11 protein-coding genes and 1 tRNA gene are annotated in these 13221 nt (G+C 66.9%); 10 read left to right on the plus strand and 2 right to left on the minus strand.

What is annotated here, in order from left to right:
- The first annotated feature begins 115 nt into the window (after positions 1-115).
- From LQ564_RS13810 to LQ564_RS13840, 8 genes are all read left to right on the plus strand, one after another.
- A complete protein-coding gene (locus tag LQ564_RS13810; RefSeq protein WP_231058684.1) occupies positions 116-1423 on the plus strand; it encodes a sugar MFS transporter in 1308 nt (435 codons plus the stop codon).
- 23 nt (positions 1424-1446) lie between these two features.
- Entirely contained in the window at positions 1447-3903 is a 2457-nt protein-coding gene (locus LQ564_RS13815; RefSeq protein WP_231058685.1) for a glycoside hydrolase family 31 protein, read from the plus strand.
- 80 nt (positions 3904-3983) lie between these two features.
- Positions 3984-4070, plus strand: a complete 87-nt coding sequence (locus tag LQ564_RS26075; protein ID WP_443094013.1) for a small membrane protein YohP — start codon at positions 3984-3986, stop codon at positions 4068-4070.
- 215 nt (positions 4071-4285) lie between these two features.
- Positions 4286-7246: a type VI secretion system Vgr family protein gene (locus LQ564_RS13820; protein WP_231058686.1), complete on the plus strand. Its 2961-nt coding sequence runs from the start codon at positions 4286-4288 to the stop codon at positions 7244-7246.
- A complete protein-coding gene (locus tag LQ564_RS13825) occupies positions 7239-7760 on the plus strand; it encodes a hypothetical protein (RefSeq protein WP_231058687.1) in 522 nt (173 codons plus the stop codon). The genes LQ564_RS13820 and LQ564_RS13825 overlap by 8 nt, the downstream gene beginning before the upstream one ends.
- Positions 7761-7775: 15 nt before the next feature.
- Complete coding sequence (locus LQ564_RS25840; protein ID WP_269143537.1) at positions 7776-9695, plus strand: M23 family metallopeptidase; 1920 nt, start codon at positions 7776-7778, stop codon at positions 9693-9695.
- Positions 9692-10249: a hypothetical protein gene (locus tag LQ564_RS13835; protein WP_231058688.1), complete on the plus strand. Its 558-nt coding sequence runs from the start codon at positions 9692-9694 to the stop codon at positions 10247-10249. The genes LQ564_RS25840 and LQ564_RS13835 overlap by 4 nt, the downstream gene beginning before the upstream one ends.
- An 88-nt stretch (positions 10250-10337) precedes the next feature.
- Positions 10338-10976, plus strand: a complete 639-nt coding sequence (locus LQ564_RS13840) for an NAD(P)H-dependent oxidoreductase (protein WP_231058689.1) — start codon at positions 10338-10340, stop codon at positions 10974-10976.
- A gap of 142 nt (positions 10977-11118) precedes the next feature.
- Here LQ564_RS13840 and LQ564_RS13845 read toward each other — a convergent pair.
- Positions 11119-11195, minus strand: a tRNA-Pro gene (locus tag LQ564_RS13845).
- Between the two features lie 54 nt (positions 11196-11249).
- Positions 11250-12236: an octaprenyl diphosphate synthase gene (gene ispB / locus LQ564_RS13850; RefSeq protein WP_269143538.1), complete on the minus strand. Its 987-nt coding sequence runs from the start codon at positions 12234-12236 to the stop codon at positions 11250-11252.
- A gap of 293 nt (positions 12237-12529) precedes the next feature.
- Here ispB and rplU point away from each other — a divergent pair, with 293 nt between their 5' ends.
- Both rplU and rpmA read left to right on the plus strand, forming a co-directional pair.
- Entirely contained in the window at positions 12530-12841 is a 312-nt protein-coding gene (gene rplU / locus LQ564_RS13855) for a 50S ribosomal protein L21 (RefSeq protein WP_027865917.1), read from the plus strand.
- A gap of 43 nt (positions 12842-12884) precedes the next feature.
- The gene (gene rpmA / locus LQ564_RS13860) at positions 12885-13157 is read left to right on the plus strand and encodes a 50S ribosomal protein L27 (protein ID WP_231058690.1); all 273 of its coding nucleotides are present in this window, start codon (positions 12885-12887) and stop codon (positions 13155-13157) included.
- Positions 13158-13221 lie beyond the last annotated feature (64 nt).

The raw sequence follows: 13221 nt of genomic DNA on the forward strand, positions 1-13221 counted from the left end.
CGCAGGCCGGTGCCCAAGTTCTGCGTGCGTTGTCGAGATGCTTGACCTGGGTTCCGGCCTGCGCCGGAACGACGTTTTGAAGCGAACTAAAAAAGACATTTTCAGGAGACCTCACATGGCAACCATCCCCCAATCGACGGCGACGACCGTGCCCCAGGCCAGCGTCCAGTCGGGCACCACCGGCCCGCTCGTCATCATCACCATCCTGTTCTTCATGTGGGGTCTCCTGACCGCCCTGAACGACGTCCTGATCCCGCACCTGAAGGAGCTCTACACGCTGACCTACGTGCAGGCGATGATGGTGCAGTTCTGCTTCTTCGGCGCCTACTTCATCGTGTCGCTGCCGGCCGGCGCGCTGATCAAGCGCATCGGCTACCAGAACGGCGCGGTCGCCGGCCTGGTGGTCGCGGCTTTGGGGTGCGGCCTGTTCTACCCGGCCGCCAACAGCGGCTACGCGCTGTTCCTGTTCGGCTTCTTCGTGCTGGCCGCCGGCATCACCATCCTGCAGGTGGCGGCCAACCCCTTCGTGACGGTGCTGGGCGACGCGCGCGGCGCCTCGAGCCGCCTCACGCTCACCCAGGCCTTCAACTCGCTCGGCACCACCGTGGCGCCGGCGCTGGGCGGCATCCTGATCCTGTCCGGCAGCGTGATCGGCGCGGAACAACTGGCCAAGCTGCCGGCGGTCGAGCAGGCCGCCTACCGCGCGGCGCAGGCGGCGAGCGTGCAGGGCCCCTACCTGGTGCTGGCCGGCGCGCTGCTGGTGCTGGCCGTGCTGTTCGCGCTGGTGAAGCTGCCGAAGATCGTCCACGCGGACGACCCGGCGCAGGCGGCAAGCGCCGAGGCCAAGGGTTCGGTGCTGGCGCATCGCCACCTGGTGCTGGGCACCATCGGCATCTTCCTCTACGTGGGCGCCGAGGTCAGCATCGGCAGCTTCCTGATCAACTTCTTCGCCGAGCCGCACATCGCCGGCTTCTCGCACGCGGACGCGGCCCACTACGTCAGCTTCTACTGGGGCGGCGCCATGATCGGCCGCTTCATCGGCTTCGCCGCGATGCGCTTCGTCAGCCCGGGCAAGGCGCTGGCCTTCAACTCGGCGGCCTCGATCGCGCTGATCCTGCTGGCGGTGTTCGGCCAGGGCCACATGGCCATGTGGGCGATCATCGGTGTCGGCCTGTTCAACTCGATCATGTTCCCGACCATCTTCAGCATGGCGCTGTTCAAGCTCGGCAAGTTCACCGGCCAGGCCTCGGGCATCTTGTGCATGGCCATCGTCGGCGGCGCCATCATCCCCTTCGTGCAGGGCATGTGCGCGGACAGCATCAGCGTCCAGCAGTCCTTCCTGGTGCCGGCGGCCTGCTACGCCTTCATCCTGTATTTCGGCCTGAAGTACGCGAACCTGTACGACAAGGGCGCGAAGATCTGATGTAGTCACGAGGAGCCGGCCCGATGCGATGCACCCTGCGTTTTCCCGTCGCGGCCTGCTCCGCATGTGTTCTCCTCTGCGCCAGCCTGCCTGCCGACGCCGCCCTGCGCAGCGTCGGCAAGGTCGTTGCAAGCCGTCCGCTCGATGACGGCCTCGAACTGAGAACGTCCAGCGGCGCGCGCGTGCGGGTCGGCTTCGCCACCCCGGACGTCGTGCGCGTCCGCATGAGCCCCACCGGCCGCTTCGACGCCGACGTCTCCTATGCCATCGAAGGCGCGCCGCCGCGCGCCAGGGCCGTCGTGGCGAAGCAGGAGCTGCGTTCGGCGAGCGGCGCCCGCATCGTGATCCGGCATGCGCCGGAACTGGCGATCTCGGTCTACGACAGCGCTGGCCGCCTCGTGGTGGCCGACGATCCCGCCCGTCCCATGGCCTTCAACGCCCAGGACGGCGCCATCGAAACCTCGATGCGGCGCGACGATTACGAGCTGTATTACGGCTTCGGCGAAAAGACCTTCCCGATGTCGCGCCACCAGCAGTCGATGGTGATGTGGAACGCCGACGTGCCCGACTATCCATCCGGCCACGACCCGTCCTACCAGGCGATCCCCTTCTTCATCGCCCTGCACCAGGGCCGCAGCTACGGCCTGTTCTTCAACAACACCTGGCGCAGCTGGTTCGACATGGGCAAGCAGGACCCGCACCGCTACAGCTTCGGCGCCAAGGGCGGGGAACTCGACTACTACGTGTTCACGGGCGGCCTTGAACGCACCCCCGCGGGTGTGCTGCGCGACTACACCGCGCTCACCGGACGCGGCGCGCTGCCGCCGCTGTGGGCGCTCGGCTACCACCAGTCGCGCTGGTCCTACATGAACCAGGAAAAGGTGCTCGACGTCGCGCGCGAATTCCGCCGGCGCCGCATCCCGGCCGACGTGCTCTACCTCGACATCGACCACATGGACGGCTTCCGCGTCTTTACCTGGAACGGGAAGACCTTCCCGGAGCCGAAGAAGATGCTGGACAGCCTGCACGCGCAGGGCTTCCGCGCCGTCACCATCGTCGACCCGGGCATCAAGCGCGATCCCGGTTTCGCGATCTACCGGAGCGGCCGGGCAGGGGGCCACTTCGTCAAGAAGCCGGACGGCAGCGAGCTGCATGCGAAGGTCTGGCCCGGCATCTGCGCCTTCCCGGATTTCACCTCGCCGGCAGCGCGCACCTGGTTCGGCAGCCTGTACCAGTCGGCCCTCGACCTCGGCGTGGACGGCTTCTGGAACGACATGAACGAGCCGGGCGTGTTCCCGCCCGACGATTTCGAGGGCCCCGAGATCCCGCTCGGACCCCAGCGCACCTTTCCGCTCGACGTCCGCCACGACGGCGACGGCCGCCCCGGCAGCCACGCGCAGTACCACAACGTCTACGGCCTGCAGATGGCGCGCGCCAGCTTCGAGGGCTTGACGAAGCTCCGTCCCGAGAAGCGCCCGATGGTGCTCACGCGCGCCGGTTTCGCCGGCGTGCAGCGCTACGCCGCGGTCTGGACCGGCGACAATTCGCCGACCTGGGAAGGCCTGGCCCTCACCATCCCGATGCTGGCCAACCTGTCGGTGTCGGGCGTGCCCTTCGTCGGCGCCGACGTCGGCGGCTTCATGGGCAGCCCGGGCGCCGAGCTGCACGCGCGCTGGATGCAGGCGGCGGCGCTGACGCCATACTTCCGCACCCATTCGAACGACGTGTCAAAGCCGCGCGAGCCCTGGGCTTTCGGTCCTGAGTTCGAGCGCATCAGCCGCGCCGCCATCGAGCTGCGCTACCAGTTGCTGCCTTACCTGTACACGCTGTTCGAAGAAAACGAAGGCACCGGCAGCCCCCCGATGCGGCCACTGTGGTTCGACTATCCCGCCGACCCGCGCGCCGGCCTGGTCGAGGACCAGTTCCTGCTCGGCGCCGACCTGCTGGTGGCGCCGGTCGTGAAGGAAGGGCAGCGCAGCCGCGAGGTCTACTTCCCGCGAGGCGCCGCCTGGATCGACTGGTGGAGCGGCCGCCGCCACAAGGGCGGCACGTCGGCGAAGATCGACGCGCCGCTGGATCGCCTGCCGCTGTTCATCCGCGCCGGCGCCATCGTGCCGGTCTCCGCGCCGGTCCAGCACACCGGCGAACTGCGCGATGCGCCCCTGACACTGCTGGTCGCCACCGGCGCCGATGGCACCGGGCGCGTGTTCCAGGATGCCGGCGACGGCTATGCCTACCGCCAGGGCCAATCGCGGACGCTGACCGCGCGCCAGGATGGGATGGGCGTGCGGCTGGACGTCCCTGCCAATGCCGGCTACCAGCGCGTGGGCGCCGTCGAGTTCATCGGCCTGTCCTCGCCTCCAGCCGGCGTCGCGATCGACGGCAGGGCCGCGCAGGACGCCACCTTCGACGCCGCGGCGCGGCGCCTGCGCATCCCGCTGGCGGACGAGAACGTCAGGCTGCTGCAGTTGCGTCCCTGAGTAGCGCGCTCGGGAAACATGCGCCGTATGGTTGAAGAAAATGCAATCATCTCCACAGAAACTTATTTAAGGAGAGCATTATGTTGAAATTCCTGCTGTGGGCGATTGTCATTATTTTCCTGATCGGCCTGCTCGTCGTAAGCGGCGTACTCAGCGCTATTTTCTAAGCCGGTGGTCTCACTTCGGCTTCGTCAGCCAGTCCCGGGGCAGGTGCCGGCCCCGGCCTGTCGCTGGCTGTAGACGGTCTGCACTCATCCGAATGTTGCATTTATCCATGGCTCATAGCGGCCGCACAATTGAATTGTGAAAACATTTTGTCCGGGCAGGTCATGTTTTAGAATGTCATCCGTATTAACAGAGAGTTAGTTTCGGAAGGAATCGGATGTCGAACCCGCTCCAGTCGCTGGCATCGACCGTGCTTGACGCCCTGGCAGGGCGCTACACCCAGCACCAGCGCGTGCTGCGCCTGACGACGCCCGCCGGCGACGCGACCCTGCTGGCCGAATCCCTGCGCGGCGACGAGGCGCTGGGCGAGGGTTACCGTTTCGAGGTCTCTGCGCTGTCGCTGGACGCCGCCATCCCTCTCAAATCCCTGATCGGCCAGCCGGTGCTGGTCGAGCTGCTGGCCCCCGGCGCCGCGCGGCCCTTCCACGGCCACGTCACCAGCGCCCAGCTGCTCGGCGCGAACGGCGGCTTCGCCCGCTACCTGCTGGTCGTCGAACCCTGGACCGCCTTCCTCAAGCTCGGCCGCGACAGCCGCATCTTCCAGGACCTGAGCGTGCCCGACATCCTGAGCGAGGTGTTCAAGGCCTGGGAGGGCAAGGGCAGGCTGGCGCCGGCCTGGCGCTTCGAGCTGCGCGACCCCGCGGTCTACCCCCGCCGCAGCATCGTCACCCAGTACCAGGAGAGCGACCTGGCCTTCGCCGAACGCCTGATGAGCGAAGAGGGCCTGTTTTACTTCTTTGAGCATGCGGCCGACGCGCATACCCTGGTGATCGCCGACCACAACGGCGCGTTCGCGCCGAACCCGCAGGCGCAGGTGCGCTTCACCCAGCCCGGCGCCGTGATGCGCGAGGACAGCGTCGACCGCTGGCGCCTCGAGTGCCGCCTGCAGACCAACGAGGTCTCCCTGAGCAGCTGGGACTACCGCACGCGCCAGCGGCGCGAAGTGTCGGCCTCCAGCGGCGGCGCCGTGCCGCTGGCGAGCAGCGACCATCCCGGTGTGTATGCGTATGCGACCCGCGCCGACGGCGAACGCATCGCCGAGCACCAGCTGCAGGCGCTGCAGGCGAGCGCCGAGGTGGCCGTTGGCGCCGGCACGGTGCGCAGCTTCGCGCCCGGCAGCACCTTCGCCCTGCAGGACCACAGCAAGTACGACGGCGGCAGCGACGCCGAGTTCGCGATCGTCCGGGTGCGCCACCTGGCCCACAACAACCTGAATGCCGACACCGGCGATGCGCTGGCGCGCCTGCTGGGCGCCTGCCCGGTGCGCGCGGCGAACGACGCCGACCTGGCCACCAGCCTGCACGCCGTCGGACGCGGCGCCGGCGAGCGCCCGGTCTACCGCAACCGCTTCGAGGCGATTCCCGCGGCCACGCCCTACCGCAGCCGCTGGGTCGACGAGCGCGGCAGCCTGCTGCATCCGCGTCCTTCGGTGCAGGGCCAGCAGAGCGCGATCGTGGTGGGCCCGGCCGGCTCCGTGATCCACACCGACCGCGACCACCGCATCAAGGTGCAGTTCCACTGGCAGCGCGGCAGCGCCAGCCACAGCCGCCTCGACCATCCTTCTCCCGACGGCCATACCGGCGCCCCGGCCGACGACCGCGCCGGCACCTGGGTGAGGGTGGCGACGCCGCTGGCGCCGGTGGCCGGCGCCAACTGGGGCAGCCACGCGCTGCCGCGGGTGGGGCAGGAAGTGCTGGTCGATTTCCTCGACGGGAACATCGACCGCCCGGTGGTGATCGGCGCGCTCTACAACGGCGCCGGCAACCAGGACGCGCAGAGCAACGGGGTGGTGCAGGGCGCCGGCGCGGCGACCGGCAACGCGCCCGCCTGGTTCCCCGGCCAGGGCGGCGCTTACGCGCACCCCGCCGTGCTGTCGGGCCTGAAATCCCAGGCGCTGGCCGCGAGCCAGGATGGCGCCGGCGCCTTCAGCCAGCTGGTGTTCGACGATACGCCGGGCGAGCCGCGCGTGGCCCTGCAGCGCCACGCCAAGGCCTACGAGGGCACGGACGAACTGAACCTGGGCCACCTGCGCCACCAGACGGATAACCAGCGCCTGGCGCCGGCCGGCTTCGGCGCCGAACTCAAGACCGCGCATTCCGCCGCGCTGCGTGCGGCCCAGGGCCTGTTGCTGAGCACCGCCGGCGACGGCCGCGACCAGCTCGATGCGCAGGACGCCCTGGCCCAGGTCGAGGCCAGCCACGCGATGCAGACCGCGCTCGCGGAGACCGCGCACAAGCACAATGCGACACTGGCCGGCGAAACCGAGCCGGCGAAGCTGCCCGCGCTCGAGGAGCTCGCCCACAGCGCCGAGGTGCTGGCGCACACCGCGCCCGGCAATGCCGGCGCCGACGCCGACGCCGAGCATGCGGCGGCCTTCCGCGAGCCGCAGCTGCAGCTCTCCAGCCCGAAAGGCATCGCCGCCCTGACGCCCGCGAGCGCGGTCATCGCGGCCGGCGCCACCACCAGCATCGCGGCCGGGCAGGACATCGACTTCGCGGCGCAGGGCAACTGGTACAGCGCGGCCGCCAAGGGCGTCGGCCTGTTCACCTACGGGAAGGCCAGCGCGCCCGATAAACCGAACCAGGAGACCGGCATCGCGCTGCACGCGGCCAGCGGCAAGGTCAGCGCCCAGAGCCAGTCTGGCCCGACCCGTCTCACCGCGGACAAGAGCATCACGGTCGCCAGCGTGACGAAGAGCGTGACGGTGGCGGCGCGCCAGCACGTGATGCTGACCGCGCAAGGCGCCTGGCTCAAGCTCGAGGGCGGCAACATCATGATTCATGGTCCCGGGACCATGGCCTTCAAGGCCAGCATGAAGGAGCTGACCGGGCCGATGAAGGATGCGCCGGTGCTGCCGCACCTGCCGGCCGCCGGCGCGCTCGACACGCAGACGGAGACCGCGTACAGCACCCGCTTCGACGCCGCCGGCCTGTTCGATTCGCCGCTGGCGGCGGCCGGCACGCCCTATCTGCTGCAGCGCGCGGACGGCAGCGTGTTCGAGGGCCAGCTCGACCAGTTCGGCCGCACCAACCGTGTCTTCACCGATGCGCCGGAAGAGGTGACCCTGCTGGTCGGCGACGGGGAATGGGAAATTTATGAGGATATTGACTATGATTAGGAAGCACCGCCTGGCCTCGCTGCTCATTGCATGCGCGGTGGGCGCCGTCTGCGTCGGCGCGATCGCCGATTCCTCGCGTGCGGACAAGCCGGCCGCCGCCGCCGTCGACGCCGCGTCGCTCGCGCCCTATCAGACCCAGCTCTTCAACCTGCTGAGCAAGGACGCCAACATCGTCGACGGCAAGACCTATTACCAGGGCGGCTTCGCCAAGCAGTTCGATGCGCTGCTGGCCTCGTCCAGCCTGGCGAAGGCGGACAAGGTCCGGGTGCCGCTCAAGAAACGGTTGCTGAGCGGACCGGCGCCGGAGCCCACGCTGCGGCCCGACCCGGCCACCGGCGCGCAATGGATCGTCTACGACGCCTGCCAGGCCCACCGCTGCGACGAGATCTCGCTGCGCCTGCTGTACGACCCGGCCTCGCGCCGCATGGTCGGCAAGCTGAACCTGGACAAGCAGACCGAGTTCCTCGGCGCGCCGTCGGCCGGCGAGCAGCGCCTGCTCGGCCAGGCCCGATAAGCGGGGCCCGGCGCCATGAGCAAGGGAAATACCGACGCCTTCCTGAAAGCCCTGTTCGCACGCGAGGCCGGCACCAACACCCGGGTGGTCAACTATGCCGGCTACGTCGGCAAGTACCAGTTCGGCGAACCCGCGCTGATCGACCTCGGTTACTACGAACCCGACGGCAACAACTACAAGAACGACTGGAAGGGCAAGTGGAAGGGCAAGCACGGCATCGACTCGCTGGAGGAATTCCGCAACAGCGAAGCGGCCCAGGACACCGCGGCCAGGGAATGGATCGCGCTGCTGTGCAAGCGCATGAAGGGCTACAAGCTCGACAAGTTCATCGGCAGCACCATCAACGGCGTCAGGATCACCGAGTCGGGCATCATCGCCGGCGCCCACCTGAAGGGCTTCGGCAGCCCCAAGAACCCGGGCGTGATGCAGTTCCTGCGCTCGAACGGCAAGACCGATCCGCAGGACGGCCTGGGCACCAAAGTGTCGCACTACGTCGAGCTGCTGGGCGGCTATGACCTGGGCTGCTGCGGCCACATGAACCTGGTGTTCGCGGAAAAGGAAACCAAGGCGCCGATCGCCGGCCTGAACGTGCAGGTCAAGCGCAACGGCGCGCCGCACAAGACGGCGAAGACCGACGACAAGGGCTTGATCAGCACGATCCGCGGCTTCAGCATCGGCGACCAGTACGAGATCTGGGTCGCGCGCATCACCGGCGGCTGGAAGCAGCTGCGCAGCGGGATCATCCAGGACTCGGTGCACACGGTGGCTTGCCTGAGCCCGAAGTCGAAGGCCTGCGCCACGACCGACGTCCACAAGGGCAAGCCGGGACCGCCGCCGGCCGCGCGCAAGAAGCCTGCGCCGCCGCCGCCCGCCGCGGCGAAACCGGCGCCGAAACCCACGCCGAAGCCGGCGCCTGCACCTGCGCCTGCACCTGCGCCTGCACCTGCGCCGAAGCCGGCCGCGCCCGAACCGGCACCCGCAGCGGCGCCCACGTCGCTGGAACGCGAGATCGAACCGATCGAAGTGCAGCCGGAGCAGATCGACCAGCTCGACATCAACTCCGCCCTGTGGGAAAGCCTGGCGCACATCGAGTTTACGGAGAGTGAGGAAGCTGGTCCGGCGACGTCCGCGCCGGCGGGCGAGGCCGCCCCGCCGCCGACCTCGGCACATGCCGAACCACCGGGAGCGGAAGCGGTCAGCGGCGGGCCGGCGGATACGCCGCCGGCATCGCCCGCGCCCGCTGTGCCCGAGACGCCAGCTCCGACACCAGCACCAGCGCCTGCACCTGCACCAGCGCCAGCGCCAGCGCCGGTCCCCGTACCGACGCCGAAGCCGGCAGCCAGACCCGCCGCGCCGACCGTCGACGTGGAAGCCACGCGCAGCCAGAGCGGCCATCCGAAGGCGGTCGCCGTCAAGAAGCCGGCGCCGCCGCCACCGGTCAAGTCGACCGGCGGCAAGGTGATTTCCGGCCTGCTGTTCCCGCTGGAGGCGCGCCCGCCGGTGTCGTACAAGAACGGCGGCCGCCAGTTCGGCGCCAACCGTTCCAAGGGCCGCAAGCACGCGGGCATCGACCTGTACGCGCCGGTCGGCACGCCGGTGCGCGCGATGGCGGACGGCAAGGTGGTGCAGGTGTACGCCTTCTACCTGGGCACCTGGGTCATCGAGGTCGACCACGGCAGCTTCATCGCGCGCTATGGCGAGGTGAAGCCGACCGGGCTGAAGGTCAAGGGCAACCAGGAGGTCAAGCGCGGCCAGCTGCTGGGGCAGGTGGGCAAGCTGCAGGGCCTGAAGTCGTCCATGCTGCACCTGGAAATGTATAGCAGTAACAAGAGCCCAAGGGACGAGGGCCTGACGCTGAGGGGCAGGCCGCCCTACCAGCGCCGCTCCGACCTGATGGATCCGACAGCAAGTATCGACAAGGCGGTAATGGAATGATGGGTTTCGTGGGACACGGTTTCAAACGGGCGGCGCTGGCCGCGGTGATCGGCTTCGCGGCGGTTGGCTGCGCACAGGCGGAAGGCGAACAGCCGCAGAAGGCGGCGGTCGCGCAGGCGCCGCTCGACCGGATCATGGCGTCGCTGATCGACTACAAGGCCTTCCGCATGAACAGCGACAGCTTCGACAAGCTGGTGACGCCGGATTGCAAGCGTACCGACCGCCAGAAGGACGAGCATGGCGTGGATGCGGAGTACAGCTGCGACCCGAAGACCGGGATCACGGAAATGAAGATCAGCACGCGCGAGGGCGCCACGCCTGCGAAGAATTACGTGATGTATATCCAGCTGTTCCTGAAGCCCGACCGCTTCAATCCGCTCAAGTCGCAGATCCAGGGCAAACTCGGCAAGCCGAAGAAGAGCGGCAAGGACTTCGTGCGCTATGAGTACAGCGGCGACAAGGAACTGAGCAAGCTGGGCACGCCGGTGATCAGCCTGTCCCGCGAGGACGAGCAGACCGTGGGCTTCGCAGTGGCGCTGGAGCAGGGGCCGTGAGCATGTGAAGGATGAGGCCCTGTTCGGCAAGAAATTGCCGAGTCGGGCATCATGGCGGGTCCTTTACTTCACATGGAAAGAAATCCGTATGTCCGATCTCCTGCAAACCCTGCAGTGGCGTTACGCCACCAAAAAAATGGATCCGGCCAAAAAGGTCGCCAGGGAGACGATCGACCGCATCCTCGAAGCGGTGCGCCTGACCGCCAGTTCCAGCGGCCTGCAACAGTATGAGATGTTTGTGGTCACCAACGACGCCGTGCGTGAACAGATCAAGGCGCATGCCTGGAACCAGTCCCAGGTGACCGATTGCTCGCACCTGCTCGTGTTCGCCGCGTGGGACAACTATACGGCCGAGCGCATCAATGCGATGTTCGACCTGGTGAATACCGAGCGCGGCTTCAGGAACGAAGGTTGGGAAGCCTATCGCCAGCAGCTGCTGTCGACCTATCCGCAGCGCGACGCCCAGACCAATTTCGAGCACGCCGCACGCCAGGCCTACATCGGCCTGGGCAGCGCGCTGATCGCCGCCGCCGAAGAGAAGGTGGATGCGACGCCGATGGAAGGCTTCGACCCAGGCAAGGTCGACGAGATCCTGAAGCTGCGCGAACGCGGCTTGCGTTCGGTGGTCCTCCTGCCGCTCGGCTATCGCGCGGATGAGGGTGACTGGCTGGTCAACCTGAAGAAAGTGCGCCGTCCGATTTCGCAGTTCGTCACCGAGGTGGCGTAAGACACAGCAGCTTGACCTGCGCCCCGGCCAAGGGGGACGCCTAGTCCCGGGGCGACGGTCTTGCTGCTGCCGTGGCTGACCCAGGCTCGCGGAAATGAAAAAAGCCAGACCGATTTGCATCGTGTCTGGCTTTTCGAATTCTTGGTCGGGGTGAGAGGATTCGAACCTCCGGCCTCTACGTCCCGAACGTAGCGCTCTACCGGGCTAAGCTACACCCCGACTGGGTTTGAGACTTCGTGACCGAAATCTCGGGAAGGCATTACTATAGTTGGCTCAATGGTTCCTGTCAACTGCGAAACTGCAGAGCTGCTGCAAGCTCGTCTTGTAGATGCTGTCCGGCAGGCCGCTGATCGCCTCGGCCGCGCGGCGGCCTGCGCTCTCGGCCTGGGCGCGAGTGTAATCCAGCGCGCCGCTCGACGACACCGCCGCCAGCACCGCGTCGAACTGCGCTTCGTCGCCGTGCTCGATGCAGCTGCGCACCAGCTGGCGCTGTTCCGGCGTGCCGTTTTCCATCAGCCAGATCAGGGGCAGGGTGGGTTTGCCTTCGCGCAGGTCGTCGCCCAGGTTCTTGCCAATCTCGGCGGCATCGCCGGCGTAGTCCAGCACGTCGTCGATCAGCTGGAACGCGGTGCCCAGCGAGCGGCCGTATTCGCCGGCCGCCTCGATCTGTTCGTCGGTCGCGCCGCCGACCAGGGCGCCGAGTTCGGCGGCCGCTTCGAACAGCTTGGCGGTCTTCGAGCGGATCACCTTCAGGTAGCTTTCGTGGGTGACGTCCGGGTCGTGCATGTTCAGCAGCTGCAGCACTTCGCCTTCGGCGATCACGTTGGTGGCGTCGGACAGGATGCGCATCACGCGCATATTGTCGAGGCTGACCATCATCTGGAACGAGCGCGAATACAAGAAGTCGCCGACCAGCACCGAGGCCGCGTTGCCGAACAGGGCGTTGGCGGTCTGGCGGCCGCGGCGCATCGAGGACTCATCGACCACGTCGTCGTGCAGCAGGGTCGCGGTGTGGATGAACTCGACCACCGCCGCCAGTTCGTGGTGCGCCGTGCCCTTGTAGCCGTAGGCATTGGCCAGCAGCAGCACCAGCACAGGACGGATCCGCTTGCCGCCCGCGCTGATGATGTACTCGGCAATCTGGTTCACCAGGCTGACTTCCGAGTGCAGCCGCTGCCGGATCACCGTGTTGACGGATTCCATGTCGGCGGCGATCGATTGGGCGATGGTGTTCTGGGCGTTTTGGGTAGCGGCTGACAAGGCGAACCTGCGTTAACGGTGAATAAATACAGTGGTGTTTTGGTCAAGTGCGGGGATTATACGTCATGCAAGGGTAGGGCGTCCCACGACTGGCTGAGAGAGCGCTACCGCCAGGGCATGCCGCACACGGCGTTGGCTTTGCGCTACGCCAGCCAGGCGGCACGCTTCGGAATCGTCAAGGCATTTTGACCGCTTGCCGCGACTTATGTATAATCCCCTGTTCCCCGGCATCCGAACAGCTCAGCGTCTCTGACGCCGGCGGGATTCTTTTAACATTTGATGAGGTTTCAATCATGTACGCGGTCATAAAAACCGGTGGCAAGCAATACAAAGTTGTCGCTGGCGAAAAACTCAAAGTAGAACAGATACCTGCTGACATTGGTTCCGAACTCACCATCGATCAAGTTCTCGCGCTCGGCGCGGGCGACAGCATCAAGTTTGGTGCTCCGCTGGTCGAAGGTGCCTCGGTCCTGGTGAAAGTTGTTTCCCACGGTCGCCACGACAAGGTCCGCATCTTCAAGATGCGCCGTCGTAAGCACTACCAGAAGCGTCAGGGCCATCGCCAGAACTTCACCGAAATCCAGGTGGTGTCGATCAACGGCTAATCGCCGTTCGATTCACCAAGTTCATTCATCAAGGAGCAAATAAATGGCACACAAAAAAGGTGGCGGTACTACCCGCAACGGCCGTGACTCAGAAAGCAAACGCCTTGGCGTGAAAGTCTACGGCGGCCAGGCGATCAGCGCCGGCGGCATCATCATCCGTCAACGCGGCACCCCGGTGCGCGCTGGCGCCAACGTCGGCACCGGCAAGGATCACACCCTGTTCGCGCTGGTCGACGGTACCGTCAAGTTCGTCAAGCAAGGCGTGGGCTCGAAGCAGTTCGTGACCGTCGTTGCTAACGAAGCAGTCGCTGCTTAATACAGCAACTGAGACGCACTCGCGCCGCACATGCGGCGCTTCTTTGCAAGGCGCAAGCCTTCCA

The sequence above is a fragment of the Massilia phyllostachyos genome (genome assembly GCF_021044825.1).
GTDB lineage: Bacteria > Pseudomonadota > Gammaproteobacteria > Burkholderiales > Burkholderiaceae_D > Telluria > Telluria phyllostachyos.

Excerpts from the sequence above, each read along its gene's own strand:
- LQ564_RS13810 (WP_231058684.1), top strand. The coding sequence starts at position 116 with ATGGCAACCATCCCCCAATCGACGGCGACGACCGTGCCCCAGGCCAGC.
- LQ564_RS13815 (WP_231058685.1), top strand. The coding sequence starts at position 1,447 with ATGCGATGCACCCTGCGTTTTCCCGTCGCGGCCTGCTCCGCATGTGTT.
- LQ564_RS26075 (WP_443094013.1), top strand. The coding sequence starts at position 3,984 with ATGTTGAAATTCCTGCTGTGGGCGATTGTCATTATTTTCCTGATCGGC.
- LQ564_RS13820 (WP_231058686.1), top strand. The coding sequence starts at position 4,286 with ATGTCGAACCCGCTCCAGTCGCTGGCATCGACCGTGCTTGACGCCCTG.
- LQ564_RS13825 (WP_231058687.1), top strand. The coding sequence starts at position 7,239 with ATGATTAGGAAGCACCGCCTGGCCTCGCTGCTCATTGCATGCGCGGTG.
- LQ564_RS25840 (WP_269143537.1), top strand. The coding sequence starts at position 7,776 with ATGAGCAAGGGAAATACCGACGCCTTCCTGAAAGCCCTGTTCGCACGC.
- LQ564_RS13835 (WP_231058688.1), top strand. The coding sequence starts at position 9,692 with ATGATGGGTTTCGTGGGACACGGTTTCAAACGGGCGGCGCTGGCCGCG.
- LQ564_RS13840 (WP_231058689.1), top strand. The coding sequence starts at position 10,338 with ATGTCCGATCTCCTGCAAACCCTGCAGTGGCGTTACGCCACCAAAAAA.
- rplU (WP_027865917.1), top strand. The coding sequence starts at position 12,530 with ATGTACGCGGTCATAAAAACCGGTGGCAAGCAATACAAAGTTGTCGCT.
- rpmA (WP_231058690.1), top strand. The coding sequence starts at position 12,885 with ATGGCACACAAAAAAGGTGGCGGTACTACCCGCAACGGCCGTGACTCA.